Below are 14860 nucleotides of genomic sequence, written 5' to 3'. Positions count from 1 at the left end.
GCGCGGCTGGGTGGTCGCCAGTGAGACCGCGGCGCTGGACATCTGTGGCGCGTCCTTCGTCCGCGAGGTCGAGCCCGGCGAGCTGATCGCCATCGACGAGGACGGGCTGCGCTCCCAGCACTTCGCGCCCGCCGCACCCAAGGGCTGTGTCTTCGAGTACGTCTACCTCGCCCGTCCCGACGCCACCATCAGCGGTCGCAGCGTCCACGAGTCCCGCGTCGAGATGGGTCGCCAGCTGGCTCGCGAGTTCCCGGTCGAGGCCGACCTCGTGATCCCCGTCCCCGAGTCCGGCACCCCGGCCGCGGCCGGGTACGCCGAGGAGAGCGGCATCCCGTTCGGCCAGGGCTTCGTCAAGAACGCCTACGTCGGCCGCACCTTCATCCAGCCCAGCCAGACGCTGCGTCAGCTCGGCATCCGGCTCAAGCTCAACGCCCTCGACCACATGATCCGCGGCAAGCGCATCGTCGTCGTGGACGACTCGATCGTCCGCGGCAACACCCAGCGCGCCCAGGTCCGGATGCTGCGCGAGGCCGGCGCCCTCGAGGTGCACGTCCGCATCTCCAGCCCGCCGGTCAAGTGGCCGTGCTTCTACGGCATCGACTTCGCGACCCGGGCCGAGCTGATCGCAAACGGGCTGAGCCCGGAGGAGATCGCCGCGAGCGTCGGGGCCGACACCCTCGGCTACATCTCACTCGACGGCATGGTCGACGCGACGAAGCAGTCCCGTTCGCGGCTGTGCACGGCATGCTTCACCGGCGAGTACCCCATCGAGCTGCCCGACGAGAGCCTCCTCGGCAAGCACCTGCTCGAGGCGACCCTGCAGTCGCCGACGATGGGCCGCGCCCTGCCGGTCCTCAACAACCCCTGACCGTCCGCCGCCCCTAGGAGAGACGTGACCGAGTCGACCAGCGCCCCAGCCGAGGGTGCCTACGCCGCCGCAGGTGTCTCGATCGAGGCGGCCGACCGCGCGATCGACCTGATGAAGGGGTGGGTCGAGAAGGCCCGGCGCCCGGAGATGATCGGCGGCCTCGGTGGCTTCGCCGGTCTCTTCGACGCCACCGCCCTGACGCGCTACGAGCGCCCGCTGCTCGCGACGTCGACCGACGGCGTCGGCACCAAGGTCGCGATCGCACAGCTGATGGACGTGCACGACACCATCGGCTTCGACCTGGTCGGCATGGTCGTCGACGACCTGGTCGTCTGTGGCGCCGAGCCGCTCTTCATGACCGACTACATCGCCTGCGGCCGCGTGGTGCCCGAGCGGATCGCTGCCATCGTCAAGGGCATCGCGGAGGCGTGCGTCGTCGCAGGCTGCGCGCTGATCGGCGGCGAGACGGCCGAGCACCCCGGGCTGCTCGACCCTGACGACTACGACGTCGCGGGCGCGACGACCGGTGTGGTCGAGGCCAGCAAGCTGCTCGGCCCCGGCCGGGTCCGTCCCGGTGACGTCGTCATCGCGATGGAGGCCAGCGGGCTGCATTCCAACGGCTACTCGCTGGTGCGCCACGTCCTCCTCGGCTCTCCTGATCAGGGGGGCGCCGGCTGGACCGTCGACCGGCAGGTCGACGACTTCGGCCGCACGCTCGGCGAGGAGCTGCTCGAGCCCACCCGCATCTATGCCAAGGCGTGCCTCGACCTCGCCGACCGCACCGAGACCCACGCCATGTCCCACGTGACCGGCGGAGGGCTCGCCGCCAACCTCGAGCGGGTGCTCCCCGAGGAGCTGTCGGTGCGCATCGACCGCTCGACGTGGACGCCGCAGCCGGTCTTCGACGTCGTACGCCGGGTGGGCGAGGTGTCGCAGGCCGACCTCGAGGCGACCCTCAACTGCGGCGTCGGGATGGTCTCGCTCACCGCGCCCGAGTCGGTCGACGCCGCCATCTCCCTGCTCGCCGGCCACGGCATCCGCGCGTGGGTCGCAGGGGAGGCCCGCCTGGACCGCGAGCAGGGCGGTCGGGTCGTGCTGGAGGGCCAGCACCCGGGCTGGTGAGCCGAAATTCGCGGAGGGCGGACGAAATGCCGGACCTTGGTGTGCGGGAACAGCCACCGCTCAGGTAGCGTTATGCCCACGATATGTGACCGATCAGACCGGGCGCGTCGAGGTTGTCCTCGAGGGCCCCGGCCAAGTGTGCGAGGGGGTCGACCCTATGGGGCGCGGCCGAGCGAAGGCGAAGCAGACCAAGGTCGCACGCGACCTGAAGTACCGGACTCACGAGACGGACTTCGGCGCGTTGGCGAAGGAGCTGCACGGTGAGGAAAACTCTCATCCCCGGGCGACCGAGGTCGAACCGGACGAGGACGAGTGGTCGGACTATGCCGACCCCCGTCGTCGCGCAGACTGACTGACGCACTCCGCCACCCTCGGCCCCGGCTGAGCGGGCCTACGAGTGCGCCCGTGCGCGCCCACGCGCCGAGCTGACGCGTCTGCCTGTGTGAGACGTGCCGAGCTGACGCATGTGCACGCACGGAGAGTGCCGACCTGACACTTGTGCACGCACGGAGAGTGCCGACCTGACGCTTGTGCACACGTGTGGTGCGCACAGGCGTCAGCTCGGCGGGTCCTGGGTGCGCACAAGCGTCAGCTCGACGGGTCCTGCGTGCGCGCAAGCGTCAGGTCAGCGGAGGTGGATGCCCCGCAGGCGGCCGACCTCGCGCATCCGCCGCTCGGCGAGCCGGTCGGCGGCCTCCGCGGTGGTGACGCCATCGGCCTTGGCGAGCTCGAAGACCTGGCGGGTCGTGTCGAAGATGCCGGAGGCGCGCTGCTGGGCACGCTCGAAGGAGAAGCCCTCGAGCTCGTCGGCCACCTGGATGACCCCGCCGGAGTTCACGCAGTAGTCGGGGGCGTAGAGGATGCCGCGCTCGTCGACCTGCTTCTCGATGCCCGGGTGGGCGAGCTGGTTGTTGGCCGCACCGCAGATGATCCGTGCGCGCAGCACCTCGAGGACCTCGTCGTTGATCGCGCCGCCCATCGCGCACGGTGCGTAGACGTCGATCTCGCTCGCGACCAGCTCGTTGGTCGAGGCGACGGCCTGCACCTGGGGGAACTCCGCGCGGATGGCCTCGACGGAGGGCGCGTGGACGTCGGTGACGACGACGGTCGCGCCGTCCTCGATCAGGTGGCGCACGAGGTGGCGACCGACCTTGCCGACGCCGGAGATCCCGACGGTGCGACCGGCGAGCGTGGGCTCGCCCCAGACCTGCTCCGCGGCTGCGCGCATGCCCTGGAAGGTGCCGAAGGCGGTGAGCACCGAGCTGTCGCCCGCACCCCCGTGCGCGACGGTGCGTCCGGTGACGTAGTCGCACTCGCGGGCGATGTGGTCCATGTCCTCGCTGAAGGTCCCCACGTCGCACGCGGTGAAGTAGCGGCCGTCGAGCGACTGCACGAAGCGGCCGTAGGCGCGCAGCAGGGCCTCGGTCTTGAGCTCGGCCGGGTCGCCGATGATGACGGCCTTGCCGCCGCCGAGGTCGAGGCCGGCGAGCGCGTTCTTGTAGGACATGCCGCGCGAGAGGTTGAGCACGTCGACGATCGCGTCGTCGGTGCTGGCGTAGGGGTAGAACCGCGTGCCGCCGAGGGCCGGTCCCAGTGCCGTGGAGTGGATCGCGATGATCGCCTTGAGGCCGCTCGCGCGGTCGTGGCAGAAGACGACCTGCTCGTGCTCGGCGCCGACCTCGAAGACGTCGACTCCTGAACTGTGTGCTCCCGACATGCTGGTGATCCTTTTCTGGTGGGTGCGGCCGCGGGGTGTGCTGGCCTGGTCGGAGCGGTCGAGGGGTGGTGACCGCCGTCACGACGACCAGCGTATCGCCGGGTGATCACCCGGACCGCATCAGCACCAGGTCGCCGTGCGTGCCGTAGCCGAGCAGCTTCCCGCCGGCCGGCGTGCCGTTGAAGGTCGCCATCAGCCATCCTCCGTCGACCTCCGCGAGGGACGGCCAGGGGAGGTTGGTCGGGTACGGCGCGTCGAGCAGGCCGACGTCCCCCATCTCGAGGTCGAACACCGGGAACCGAGCCCGCTGGGCCCGCTGCGAGTCGCGTCCGTCGCTCGCCAGCACGACCGTGCGGCCGTCCACCTCGACGATTGTGGTGCCCTCGGTGGCCGTGCGGCCGGTGGCCGCGCCCAGCAGCCGCAGGTCGCCCAGCGTCGGCCCCCCGGCCAGTGCGGGGTGGAAGTCGAAGTAGCGACGGGCGCTGACGAAGCCGACCAGCCACTCGCCGTCGCGTCGGACCAGGTGGGGGTCCCACGTGGCGATCGAGGAGAAGCCTTCGGTGGGCAGCGGCAGGTCCCGCGTGTCGAGGACGTGGGTGCCGCGCAGCAGGTCGGTGTCGGCCTCGGCGAGGGTCACCCGCAACCCCGTCGGCGTACGACGCCCGGCGCGGGTCGTCGGGGTCTCGAAGTCTCCCCAGGTGCTGGTCGCCACCAGCCAGCGGTCCCCGCTGCGGACCAGGTGCGTGGCGTGGTCGCCGAAGACCCCCGGCCGGTCGGGGCGCCGGAAGTAGAGGTCGGCGGAGTGGGTCAGGTCGAGGCTGGTGGGGTCGAGCCGCCAGACGCTGGTGTGGGCGGTGTCGAAGAAACCCGGCCCGGCCGAGGTCGCGGTGAGCCACACCGCCTCCCCGTCACGGAGCGGGCGCCCGTCCTCCTCGGTCACGAACCGGACGTCGCGCAGGCCCAGCTGGCCGAAGCCGCCCGCGGTGCCGCCCCAGGTCGGGAGCTCGACGCGGAGGTCGGCCAGCGCCGCCTCGTCGCGGACGTCGAGGTGCCGCCCAGGTGAGTCGTCCTCGCGGAGGTCGTGACGCGCCCGCGCCACCCAGTGGTCGGTCTCGCGGGTCCACGCCGTGACGTGTGCCCCGGTGAGCGTCAGGGCCAGCTCGGTGGGGTCGGTCGCACGCTGGAAGCGACGGCTGCGCAGCTCGCGGGTCGCGCCACCGTGGGTGATCGTCAGCGAGACCGTCCCGTCCTTGAGCAAGGCGCCGAGGCGGTGGTCGGCGAGGTGCAGCGCCAGCGAGGACCGGTCGCGTGCGGCGGTGGTCGCGGTGACGTACGGCGCGACGGCGGGCATCGGGACCATCCCCCCGGTGCGCGTGTCCACCCGGACGGCGTGCGGTGCGAGGAGGTCGACCGGGCGCAGGCGTCGCACGATCTCGAGGCGGGGGAGCACACGGCCCATGCTGCCGCACCACCGACGGCCCCTCGGACGGGCAGCCACCGGAGTCGCAGAAAGGCCCCGATCGGGACGTGATCGGGGCCCTTCTGTGCTTGTGGGCAGGGGCGGGGTCGAACCGCCGACCTATCACTTTTCAGGCGATCGCTCGTACCAACTGAGCTACCTGCCCAAGCGGGGACGAGGATACATGAGCCCGCGGGCGCGGGTGGAATCGGCTCGGCTCACGCATCGGGTGGCGCGAAGGCCGGGAGCTCGAGCCAGAACGACGACCCCACGCCGGGCGTCGACTCGCCCCGCACCGCTCCGCCGTCCCGCTCGGCGACGGTGCGGGAGATCGACAGTCCGAGGCCGCTGCCCTTCTTCCGGCCGGAGGCGAAGCGCACGAACGGGTCGAACACGTGCCGCATCTGCTCCGCAGTGAGCCCGGGTCCGTCGTCGCGCACGATGATCCGCACCATCGCCTGGCCGCTCTCGCCGAGCAGCGGTTCGGTGGAGAGGTGGACGTTGCCGCCCTCGGGGCGGTGGTGGCCGATGGCGTTGCCGAGCAGGTTGGCGAGCACCTGCCGCACACCTGAGGCGTGCGCCCAGACCGTGGCCTCCGGGTCCACCGAGACGTGCATCTCCACGTGCGCGCTCTGCGCGGGCGTGCGGTGCCAGTGGACGACGTCGGCGACCGCGTCGCTGATCGCGATGCCCTGGCGCTGGTCCGCGCCCGTGAGCGTCCGGCCGGCGCCGAGGAGGCTGTCGACCATCGCGAGCAGCTGTTCGCAGGCCCGCACGATGACCGGTCCGTCGCGGAGCATGCCGTCCGACACCACCTCTGCGGGTGCGTGCCCGGCGTCGTCGAGGAGTCCCTCGGTGTAGCCGAGGATCGCAGCAAGGGGCGTGCGCAGCTCGTGGCCCACCGCGCCGAAGAACTGCTGGTAGGCCAGCTGGGCCTCGGTGCCGGTCTCGAGGGCCTCGGCGAGGGCGTGCCGGGAGCGCTCCAGCGTGATCCGGGAGGAGATGGCGGCGTTGAGCAGCCGGACGTCCTGGAGGAGGCGCTCGGACCAGGGGCCGGGCTCGGTGCTGGCCGCCGACAGGCTGCCGAACATCTCCCCGTCCGAGAGGTACGCGGTCGCGATCACGCTGCGGACCCCGATCCGGTTCAGCTCGTCACGGTCCTGGGCGGCCTCGGGCGGGAGGAGCTCGCGGTCGACGAGGACGACGCCGCCGCTGCGGGCGAACTGCGAGAGCCAGGGCTGGCTCAGCGCCGCCTCCGGTCCGGCGCCCGGCGGGGGGAGGAAGCTGCGGGTGGAGCCCGGCCGTGCCCACTCCCGGACCCATGCCCGGCCGCCCAGCTGGAGCCAGCTGTCCTTGTCGTCGGGGGACACGGTGGTGAGGGCGGTGACAACCACGTCGACGCGCGGCTCGGCGAGGAGGTGCTTCGCGACGAGGTCGATGGCGGCGCTGAGGCCGATGTCGCTCTCGAGGATCGACTTCGCCAGCCCGACCGCCTCCTGCGATGCCTGACCCGGGACGGACGTGTCCTGCAGCGCGGGGTGGTCGATCACGCGGGCGGCTCCTTTCTGGCGGACACGTCGAATCGGCACGGTAGCGGGGCGATGCCCCGACTCTGGTCGATCGTCACGGACTCGCTCAAGGTCATTTCGTGTGCGCTGCACCACTGCGCCAGGTGCACGAGCTGGGCCATGCCCAGCGCGCGGCCCGGACAGGCGTGCGGTCCGGCGCCGAACGGCAGCCACGCGCCGGGCCGCTGGGCGCCCTCACGCCACCGATCGGGGTCGAAGTCGCGGAGGTGCGCGGGGTCTCCGGCGACCAGGGCGGGGAGGCGTCCGAGGAGCAGCGGGCTGACCATCACCACCGCTCCGGACGGCAGGTGCTGGCCGTCGATCTCCACCTCGGCCGTCGTGATCCGGGCCGTGATCCAGGTGGGCGGGGTGAGCCGGAGCGTCTCCCAGACCGCGTGGACGGGGTCGACGCCCGGGCACGGGCGGTGCGCGAGCCACGCCAGCAGCCACGACCCCGCGGCGATCGGGACCTGGATCCCGGCGGCGAGCATGGTCGCCACCTGGGCGGGAGAGGCCTCGAGCTCCGGGATGGCGGTGAGGGTGTCCTCAAGGGTGAGCCGCGCGTCGCGCTCGGCGCGGCGCGCGCGGCTCCACCTGTGGGGTGGTCGGCGTGCGGCGATGACGGGGGCGAGCGCGTCGATCCAGTCGAGGACCTGGTCCGCGACGACGTCGCGCTGGGCGTCGCTGGCCGCGGTGAGCACCGCGACGGTGGTGGAGCGGGCCACCGGCCGCCGCAGCAGCACCATGGCGTCGTACGGCGTGCCCGGGGAGAGGCGGTCGTGGTCGTCGAGGGCGGACTGCCACTCGTGCGTGAAGGTGGCGAGTCCCCGTGCCACCTGGTCGGGCGTGACCGGCGCGAACAAGAGGTGACCCGAGCGGGTCTCGCCCCGGCTCGCCGAGAGGTCGCCGCTGCGGCTGACGTCTCCGGGGAAGTCGAAGCGTGCGGTGTCGGTCAGGACCTGACGGGCCTGGCTGGGCGTCGTGGTCAGCCAGGGGCCGGAGGGCCCGAGGGCGACGACACCCGAGCGGGGTGCGGTGAGGACAGCGCCGAGCCGACCACCGGCCGACTCGGCGCTGTCCACGTGCATCACTGCTGGTGCATCACGAGTCGTGATTCACCGAGGAGTCAGCGGCGGCCGGGGGCCGGACGCCAGAGGTACAGCGACTGCAGCTGGTTGGCAGCACGCTTGGACTCGATGCGGGTGCGGATGCTCTTCATCATGTTGTTCTCCAGGGTTGGGGTTGGAAGCACGCCCGGCATGGGCGTGCGAGCGACACCACTCCGAGACCGGAACCCGTTGAAGCATTCAGGGACGGGTTCAGGACTCGAGGTCGAGCAGTGTCTCGGCAATCAGGTCCGTCAGTTGCTGAATCCGCAGTGGCTTCTGCATGACAGTCTCGATTCCGAGTTCTTGGAGGACCGCGCGGTGTTCGCCGGCCCATGCACTGATCACGACCACCTTGAGGGAGGGCGCGACGTCCGGGTGGGACTTCAGCCAGCGGACGACGTCGACGCCGTTCATCCGCGGCATGGTGAGGTCGAGGAGCATCACGTCGAAGTGCGCGCGCTGGAGGATGTCCACCGCTTCCTGGCCGTCACCGGCGGTGGACGCCTTGTGCCCGGCACGTTCGACGAGCCGGCAGAAGACGTCGCGGATGTCCTCGTTGTCATCGACAACGAGGAAACTCAGTTCGCGTGCCACCCCAGCCACAGGAGAAGGCTAGTCACAAACTGCCGTTCCCGCTTGACATGTGCTGACGAATTTCTTGACAACGCTTGGCAAGTGCCCGCGCCAGGGCTCGACGGAGGTCGGGTTTGGGCCCCTGCGCGGGGCTGCCCCTATGCTTGTCGTCGCTTGAACGGGCACGTCCCGGCGCAAGCTGGCCCCCATCGTCTAGCGGCCCAGGACCCCGCCCTTTCACGGCGGTAGCGCCGGTTCGAATCCGGTTGGGGGTACGACCCGGTCCGGGGCGGACGCCGATTGGTGGCAGCCGTCGACCATGGGTTAGAGTTCCACCCGCTTCACCAGTAACACCTGGCCCCGTAGCGCAGTTGGTTAGCGCGCCGCCCTGTCACGGCGGAGGCCGCGGGTTCGAGTCCCGTCGGGGTCGCCAACGCATGCCGAACAGGGTGAGCCACCAGGCTCACCCTGTTCGGCATTTGCTCGCCGGGAGCGTTCTCGGGTCTCCGTAGGCTGTGACCATGCCGATTGACCTTGATCCAGCGGAGTTCGACGCGATGGTGGGCCGGGCCCTGGACGGACTGCCCGACGACGTGGCCCGCCTGGTCGACAACGTGGTCGTGCTGGTCGAGCCGGAGGCGCCGGCCGACGACCCCGACCTGCTGGGCCTCTACGACGGGCTGGCGCTGACCGAGCGTCCCGCCAACCACTCCGGCATGCTCCCCGACCGGATCCTGCTGTTCCGCGGGCCGCTCCTCGACATGGCCGACACCGAGGAGGACCTCGAGGAGGAGGTCCGGATCACCGTCGTGCACGAGGTGGCCCACCACTTCGGCCTCGACGACGCGCGTCTGCACGAGCTGGGCTGGGGTTAGCCGACTCCATCCAAACGGGTGGCGAGCATCCACCCGAGGGCACAGGCGCCTACCGCCAGGACGGTCGTCGCGAGGACGTACGCCGTCGCCGCGCGCGCCGAGCGCTCGACGGACTGGACGGCGAAGGTGGAGAACGACGTGAAGGCGCCGCAGAAGCCGGTGCCGAGCAACGCCCAGCCGGCATCGCCCAGCGACAGTGCGGCGAAGACGCCGAACAACCCCGAGCCGAGCGTGTTGACCAGCAGCATCCCGGTCGGGAAGCGAGCGTCGAGGGCGAGGGCCAGCACGTAGCGCAGGGGAGCGCCCACCGCGGCGCCCAGCGCGACGAGCAGCACCGTCAGGAGGGTGCTCACTCGAGGGCCCCCTCGGGCTCGGGGCCGGGCGCGATCCACTGGCCGAGCGCGGCCGCCCCCAGCCCGGCGGCCAGGGTGACCACGAGGTAGAGCCCGGCGACGCCGACGTGCCCGGTGTCCGCGAGCGTGCGAACCTGGCCGGCCCACGCCGACACCGTGGTGAACCCGCCCAGGACGCCGGGGCCGACGGCGAGCGCGACCCGGCGCGAGCGTCGTACGACGCCCAGTGCCGGCAGCAGGCCCAGCACGAACGCACCGACGACGTTGATCGCGAGTGTCGGCCACGGGAAGAGCGTGTCGGGTGCCGCCGTGTCGACGGCGTGGCGCAGCACGGCGCCGAGCGCGCCTCCAGCTGCCACGAGGAGCAGGTCGCTCGCGCGCAGTGCGCGGGTGCTCACCCGACCTGGCTGGTCGAGTGTGAAGACGCGTCCGATCGGCCGGTCCAGGGTTGTGCGCTCGCACCGTCGAGCTGGTGGACCAGCTCGCCGAGGAGCCAGTTGTGGAACGCCCGCTGGGTCGTGGTCCGGGCCAGCGACAGCAGCCGCTCGGCGCGGCAGAAGGCGTCGGCGACGTCGAACATCTCCGTCATCGTCACGAACACGGGCGCGGCCTCGCGCACCAACGGGAAGGTCAGGTCGACCCGGGGCAGCCCCCGGGCCTCCGCGTCACGCATCTGGTCGCGGTAGGTGTCGGGGAACTGGCGCTCGAAGTTGGCGAACATCGCGGTGAGGTCGCCCGCGAGCGGGTAGTCGGACTGGTGGGAGAGCGAGAGGAGCCGCAGCTCGCGGCGCAGCTCGTGGTACTGCCGGCTGAGGGAGGTGTAGAGGGGGACGTCGATGCCGATCAGGCGGATGTCGACGGCCGCGTCGCTCGTCGGCTCGGCGCCCACCGGCTCGAGGTGGTCGATGACCCACTCGGCCGCGCCGTCGTCGGTCATCTGCTCAGACGGCTCGAACCACACGATCTTGCCGTCCGCCTCGATGGTCGCACCCCACGCGGCCGCGCACTGGGCGACCATCGTGAGCCCCCGCCCGAACGTCAGCAGCAGGTCGAGGTCGTCACCGGGCACCGACACCGGCGGCACGGGAGGGTCCGTCGAGCCGTCGACGACCTCGATGCGCGGATGGCTGGCGGTGCCACGGACCCGGACCTTGAAGGGGCCGGTCGCATGGATGATCGCGTTGGCGACGAGCTCGGAGACGCCGAGCTCGGCGCACTCGACGAGGTCGGTGCGCTCGAGTCGCTGGCAGACGTCGCTCACCCATCGCCGTGCGTCGGCCGCGGCGCGCGGCGACGAGGCAAGCGTCAACTCAGAGCTCAGCGGCACTGGGACTCTTTTCAAGGGTGTGGACAGTCCAGTGGGGCGATGACTACCCGCACGCGGCGGGTCTAAACCTCGACAAGCACCTTAGTTTCTCGCGAGTCTGGGAACTGTGAGCAACGAGACGTTTCTGGCGTTTCGCGCTCCCGGCGCGACCGGGAGGACAATAGAGATCACCAGATCGCACCTACGACCCTAGGAGCAAGCATGATCCCCACGCAGGCACCGCGCCACAAGGTGGTCGTGATCGGCTCCGGCTTCGGCGGGTTGTTCGGCACCAAGGCACTTCGCCGCGCCGACGTGGACGTCACCGTCATCGCGAAGACCACGCACCATCTCTTCCAACCCCTGCTCTACCAGGTCGCGACGGGCATCCTGTCCGAGGGCGAGATCGCCCCGCCGACCCGCGAGATCCTCAGCAGCCAGGCCAACGCCCGCGTCATCCTCGGGGAGGTCAACGGCATCGACCTCGAGGCCCGCACGGTCACGTCGCAGGTCCTCGGTCGCGAGACGGTGACCTCCTACGACACCCTGCTCGTCGCCGCGGGCGCGAGCCAGTCCTACTTCGGCAACGACCACTTCGCCGAGTTCGCCCCGGGCATGAAGAGCATCGACGACGCCCTCGAGCTGCGCGGCCGGATCTTCGGCGCCTTCGAGATGGCCGAGCTCGGCGCCACCCGTGGCGACGACGTCGACCACCTGCTCACCTTCGTCGTGGTCGGGGCCGGCCCCACCGGTGTGGAGATGGCCGGCCAGATCGCCGAGCTTGCCCACAACACGCTCCGCAAGGACTTCCGCGCGATCAACACCCGCACGGCGCGGGTCGTCCTGGTCGACGCGGCCACCCAGGTGCTGCCGCCGTTCGGCGCCAAGCTGGGCGAGAAGGCCAAGGCCGAGCTGGAGAAGCTCGGCGTCGAGGTCATGCTCGGCGGCATGGTCACCGAGGTCGACGAGCGCGGCCTCGAGGTGAAGTTCAAGGACGGCCGTGTCGAGCGGATCAACTCCGTCGCCAAGATCTGGGCGGCCGGCGTGCAGGCCAACCCGCTCGGCAAGACGCTCTCGGAGCAGACCGGCGCCCCGCTCGACCGCGCCGGCCGGATCGCGGTCAACCCCGACCTCACCCTGCCGGGCCACCCCGAGGTCTTCGTCGTCGGCGACATGATCGCCCTCGACAACCTCCCGGGTGTCGCTCAGGTGGCCATCCAGGGCGCGAAGTACGCCGCCAAGGAGATCAGCCACCGGCTCGAGGGCAAGCAGCCGCAGCCCCCGTTCAAGTACTTCGACAAGGGCTCGATGGCCATCATCAGCCGCTTCCGGGCGGTGGCGATGGTCGGCAAGCTGCGACTCACCGGCATCGTGGCGTGGCTGATGTGGCTCGGCGTGCACCTCGTCTACCTCACCGGCTTCAAGAACCAGGTCTCGGCGCTGATGAGGTGGGCGATCACCTTCATCAGCAACAACCGCTCCGAGCGCACCACCACCGAGCAGCAGATCTTCGCCCGCGCCGCGCTGGCCCGCCTGCGTCGCGGTGCGGCCGACCTGGTCTCCGACCCCGGCATCTACGACGCCACCCGCGCGATGATGGAGGAGACCCGGCGCCAGGAGCTCGAGGCGGTGGCCGAGCGTGAGGCCGAGCTCACCGACTCCGGCGCCCGCGGGGTCCCCGAGGTCCGCTAGCCCGACCGGTCCGCGGTCGTCGTACGCCGCGTCGTGCACCAGCCGCGGCGCGGTGCCGCGAGCAGGGGCGCCCGGTCACGTCGGACCGAGTGACTGCTGATCGGTAGGCCTCCAGGGGCTCGAACCCTGAACCAACGGATTAAAAGTCCGCTGCTCTACCCATTGAGCTAGAGGCCCGCGGGCAGGTCTCCCTGCCCGTCCGGGCATCATCTCAGAGCGGGCCCGCCGCGGGTGCGGGAGGCGGCGGGGGCAGGAGGATCAACGGTCCTCCGCAGGCACCGGCCTCGGGGCGACCGTGGCGCCCCGAAGGCGACGACGCTGGGCGTGGAGCACGAGCAGCGCGGCGCACAGCGCCACGGTGTACCCGCCCCAGAGCAGACGCGGCGACGTGCCCTGCGGACCGGTGGCCGTACCTGCAGCGGGTGCCAGCAGCGTGGCTGCGGTCCGTCGACCCGGCGCGCCCGCCACGACGTCGAAGGAGAAGTCACCGACGACGACGTGCCCGTCCGCCGCGACCACGCGGTAGCCGACGGTGTGCGTGCCGCTGTCCTGCACCGCGATCGGGACCCGCACGAGAGAGTCCTCGACCACGTCCTCGCCGCTGGTGACGTCCTCGCCGCCGGGCCCCTCGACCTGCACCGAGCCCGATCCGGGCAGGACCTCCTGCGCGAAGGACAGCAGGAGCTCGTCGACGCCCAGCGGTACCGCCTCACCGGCGCCGGGACTGCTGGCGAGCAGCTCGGCGTGCGCGGACGCCGGCACGCCGGGTCCGGCTGCGAGGACCGCGACGAGCACGGCGGCGAGCACCCCGCCGCGAGGCATCCGGTTCCCGGTCCGGAGCGTCGTGGACGCGCTGCGCTGCGGCGACCTCCGGGCGGACATGCGTCAGGCCTCCAGGACTGCTCGGGCGTTCGGCGCCAAGGAGCGGTGCCCGCCCACGACCTCGCGGATGCCGGCGATGAGCTCCTCGGGCGGGTCCTGCTCGGGGAACGACACCGGCTGGATCGGGGTGGGGGACGTCGCCCATGATGCAGTTCGAGTCGCTGGGGTCGAGGCAGAGCTCGAGCTTGACGTTGTTGGTGTCCCTGTACCAGAGCGGGAACCCGTTGGCCTCGTCGATCGGGCCGACCTGCTTGAGCCCTACGGTTCCCTGGCGGTGTGCGGGTGGAGGTGCGATGGCGGAGGCGACGACCGTGATCCCCGCCGCCCCAGCCACAAGGGCAAGTGCGACAGCGGCGATCGGACGCCGCTTGCCAGTGCCTGCTGACGTGTTCATGTGTGCTCCCCTCGGGGTCCGGTCGAGGACTTCCTCGGCCGCCCCCACCATCAGTGCTGGTGGTTGAGGAATCCTTGGGGAAGCGGGGAGGGCGGTGGGTGCGCGGCCGTCGCGGGCATACCGTGGCCCCATGACCACGCTCGTCGAGATCTGCGTGGAGGACGTCGGGGGAGCGGCCCTGGCCGCCGCCGCGGGTGCCGACGGGCTGGAGGTGTGCGCCGGCCTCGCCGACGGTGGGACGACGCCGACGCTGGGCTTCGTGCGGCACTGCGTCGAGCAGGCGCCCGGCCTCGAGGTCAGGGTGCTGGTGCGGGCTCGGCCCGGCGACTTCGTCCACTCCCCGCAGGAGGTCGAGGTGATGGTGGCCGACATCGAGGCGGTGCGGGCGCACGTGCCCGCGGACGGCCGGGTCGGCTTCGTCATCGGGACGCTCGACGTCGACGGTGGCATCGACACGGACGCCGTACGACGACTGGTGGCCGCGTGCGGCGACGCGCCCCTCACGTTCCACAAGGCCTTCGACTCGGTGACCGACAAGCCGGCCGCCCTCGGGCTGCTGGCGGACCTCGGGATCACGCGGGTGCTCACCTCCGGTGGTGGCGGTCCGGCCGTCGACCACCTGCCGGTGCTCGCCGACCTGGTGCGGCGCGGCGGGGACGACGTACGGATCGCGGTGGGCGGCGGCGTACGGCCGGGCAACGTGGCCCGCATCGTCGCGGAGACCGGGGCGCTCGAGGTGCACCTGCGCGCGCCCGGACGGGTCGACTCCGCGGGTCGCGGCACGGCGGTCGGCTACGACGACGGGAGCCGCAGCGTCACCAGCGCGGCGGTGGTCGCCGACGTCATGGCCGCGCTGGGCCGCTGAGCCTCACCTTGCGACGGTGTCGCCGGGGAACAGCACCGCGCCGGCGAGCGGGTCGACGTCCGAGACGTCGTCGAGCG

The 14860-nt window shown here is 71.6% G+C and carries 16 protein-coding genes and 4 tRNA genes; 8 read left to right on the top strand and 12 right to left on the bottom strand.

Annotation, left to right across the window (positions count from 1 at the left end):
- The 3 genes from JWN97_RS06970 to JWN97_RS06960 all read left to right on the top strand — a co-directional run.
- On the top strand, positions 1 to 868 hold an 868-nt coding region (locus tag JWN97_RS06970), incomplete at its 5' end, for an amidophosphoribosyltransferase (RefSeq protein ID WP_297620477.1).
- Between the two features lie 24 nt (positions 869 to 892).
- Entirely contained in the window at positions 893 to 1990 is a 1098-nt protein-coding gene (purM, locus tag JWN97_RS06965; protein WP_297620473.1) for a phosphoribosylformylglycinamidine cyclo-ligase, read from the top strand.
- A gap of 157 nt (positions 1991 to 2147) precedes the next feature.
- Positions 2148 to 2342: a DUF3073 domain-containing protein gene (locus JWN97_RS06960; protein ID WP_297620480.1), complete on the top strand. Its 195-nt coding sequence runs from the start codon at positions 2148 to 2150 to the stop codon at positions 2340 to 2342.
- 273 nt (positions 2343 to 2615) lie between these two features.
- Here the strand turns inward: JWN97_RS06960 and JWN97_RS06955 are convergent, their stop codons facing one another.
- The 7 genes from JWN97_RS06955 to JWN97_RS06925 form a co-directional block, all read right to left on the bottom strand.
- Entirely contained in the window at positions 2616 to 3707 is a 1092-nt protein-coding gene (locus JWN97_RS06955) for a Glu/Leu/Phe/Val dehydrogenase dimerization domain-containing protein (RefSeq protein ID WP_297620470.1), read from the bottom strand.
- A gap of 106 nt (positions 3708 to 3813) precedes the next feature.
- Complete coding sequence (locus JWN97_RS06950; RefSeq protein WP_297620468.1) at positions 3814 to 5166, bottom strand: hypothetical protein; 1353 nt, start codon at positions 5164 to 5166, stop codon at positions 3814 to 3816.
- A 92-nt stretch (positions 5167 to 5258) separates the two neighbouring features.
- A tRNA-Phe gene (locus tag JWN97_RS06945) sits at positions 5259 to 5332 on the bottom strand.
- Positions 5333 to 5384: 52 nt separating this feature from the next.
- A complete protein-coding gene (locus JWN97_RS06940) occupies positions 5385 to 6716 on the bottom strand; it encodes a HAMP domain-containing sensor histidine kinase (protein ID WP_297620465.1) in 1332 nt (443 codons plus the stop codon).
- Positions 6713 to 7816 (bottom strand): cytochrome P450, encoded by a 1104-nt coding sequence (locus tag JWN97_RS06935; protein WP_297620462.1) that lies wholly within the window; start codon positions 7814 to 7816, stop codon positions 6713 to 6715. The genes JWN97_RS06940 and JWN97_RS06935 overlap by 4 nt, the downstream gene beginning before the upstream one ends.
- Before the next feature lie 44 nt (positions 7817 to 7860).
- A complete protein-coding gene (locus JWN97_RS06930) occupies positions 7861 to 7986 on the bottom strand; it encodes a hypothetical protein (RefSeq protein WP_297620459.1) in 126 nt (41 codons plus the stop codon).
- Positions 7987 to 8053: 67 nt separating this feature from the next.
- Complete coding sequence (locus tag JWN97_RS06925) at positions 8054 to 8446, bottom strand: response regulator (protein WP_297620456.1); 393 nt, start codon at positions 8444 to 8446, stop codon at positions 8054 to 8056.
- 172 nt (positions 8447 to 8618) lie between these two features.
- On the opposite strand from JWN97_RS06925, the gene JWN97_RS06920 reads away from it, so the two are divergent.
- The 3 genes from JWN97_RS06920 to JWN97_RS06910 all read left to right on the top strand — a co-directional run bounded on the left by JWN97_RS06920 (position 8619) and on the right by JWN97_RS06910 (position 9291).
- Positions 8619 to 8691, top strand: a tRNA-Glu gene (locus JWN97_RS06920).
- Between the two features lie 81 nt (positions 8692 to 8772).
- Positions 8773 to 8849, top strand: a tRNA-Asp gene (locus JWN97_RS06915).
- 88 nt (positions 8850 to 8937) lie between these two features.
- Complete coding sequence (locus JWN97_RS06910; RefSeq protein ID WP_297620453.1) at positions 8938 to 9291, top strand: metallopeptidase family protein; 354 nt, start codon at positions 8938 to 8940, stop codon at positions 9289 to 9291.
- On the opposite strand, the gene JWN97_RS06905 is transcribed toward JWN97_RS06910, so the two are convergent.
- The 3 genes from JWN97_RS06905 to JWN97_RS06895 are packed head-to-tail and all read right to left on the bottom strand — an operon-like array spanning position 9288 to position 10971.
- The gene (locus JWN97_RS06905) at positions 9288 to 9644 is read right to left on the bottom strand and encodes a CrcB family protein (protein WP_297620418.1); all 357 of its coding nucleotides are present in this window, start codon (positions 9642 to 9644) and stop codon (positions 9288 to 9290) included. The two genes, JWN97_RS06910 and JWN97_RS06905, sit on opposite strands and share 4 nt — an antisense overlap.
- Positions 9641 to 10042 carry a CrcB family protein gene (locus tag JWN97_RS06900; RefSeq protein WP_297620415.1) on the bottom strand — a complete coding sequence of 134 codons (402 nt, stop codon included), beginning with the start codon at positions 10040 to 10042 and terminating at the stop codon, positions 9641 to 9643. The genes JWN97_RS06905 and JWN97_RS06900 overlap by 4 nt, the downstream gene beginning before the upstream one ends.
- Complete coding sequence (locus JWN97_RS06895; protein ID WP_297620411.1) at positions 10039 to 10971, bottom strand: ATP-binding protein; 933 nt, start codon at positions 10969 to 10971, stop codon at positions 10039 to 10041. The genes JWN97_RS06900 and JWN97_RS06895 overlap by 4 nt, the downstream gene beginning before the upstream one ends.
- A 201-nt stretch (positions 10972 to 11172) precedes the next feature.
- Here JWN97_RS06895 and JWN97_RS06890 point away from each other — a divergent pair, with 201 nt between their 5' ends.
- A complete protein-coding gene (locus tag JWN97_RS06890) occupies positions 11173 to 12642 on the top strand; it encodes an NAD(P)/FAD-dependent oxidoreductase (protein ID WP_297620408.1) in 1470 nt (489 codons plus the stop codon).
- A gap of 104 nt (positions 12643 to 12746) precedes the next feature.
- On the opposite strand, the gene JWN97_RS06885 is transcribed toward JWN97_RS06890, so the two are convergent.
- Together JWN97_RS06885 and JWN97_RS06880 are read right to left on the bottom strand one after the other, a co-directional pair.
- Positions 12747 to 12819 (bottom strand) — tRNA-Lys (locus JWN97_RS06885).
- Between the two features lie 81 nt (positions 12820 to 12900).
- Positions 12901 to 13524 (bottom strand): copper resistance CopC family protein, encoded by a 624-nt coding sequence (locus JWN97_RS06880; protein WP_297620405.1) that lies wholly within the window; start codon positions 13522 to 13524, stop codon positions 12901 to 12903.
- A 524-nt stretch (positions 13525 to 14048) separates the two neighbouring features.
- On the opposite strand from JWN97_RS06880, the gene JWN97_RS06875 reads away from it, so the two are divergent.
- Positions 14049 to 14783, top strand: coding sequence for a copper homeostasis protein CutC (locus tag JWN97_RS06875; RefSeq protein WP_297620402.1), 735 nt, complete (start codon positions 14049 to 14051; stop codon positions 14781 to 14783).
- Positions 14784 to 14860: the final 77 nt, after the last annotated feature.

The organism is Nocardioides sp. (assembly GCF_025965415.1).
Lineage (GTDB): Bacteria > Actinomycetota > Actinomycetes > Propionibacteriales > Nocardioidaceae > Nocardioides.
The sequence above is the reverse complement of the archived record's forward strand: the minus strand, read 5'-3'. Positions and strand labels throughout refer to the sequence as shown.

Coding starts and splice junctions, on each gene's coding strand:
- JWN97_RS06960 (WP_297620480.1), top strand. CDS start 2,148: ATGGGGCGCGGCCGAGCGAAGGCGAAGCAGACCAAGGTCGCACGCGAC.
- JWN97_RS06955 (WP_297620470.1), bottom strand. CDS start 3,707: ATGTCGGGAGCACACAGTTCAGGAGTCGACGTCTTCGAGGTCGGCGCC.
- JWN97_RS06950 (WP_297620468.1), bottom strand. CDS start 5,166: ATGGGCCGTGTGCTCCCCCGCCTCGAGATCGTGCGACGCCTGCGCCCG.
- JWN97_RS06910 (WP_297620453.1), top strand. CDS start 8,938: ATGCCGATTGACCTTGATCCAGCGGAGTTCGACGCGATGGTGGGCCGG.
- JWN97_RS06890 (WP_297620408.1), top strand. CDS start 11,173: ATGATCCCCACGCAGGCACCGCGCCACAAGGTGGTCGTGATCGGCTCC.
- JWN97_RS06880 (WP_297620405.1), bottom strand. CDS start 13,524: ATGTCCGCCCGGAGGTCGCCGCAGCGCAGCGCGTCCACGACGCTCCGG.
- JWN97_RS06875 (WP_297620402.1), top strand. CDS start 14,049: ATGACCACGCTCGTCGAGATCTGCGTGGAGGACGTCGGGGGAGCGGCC.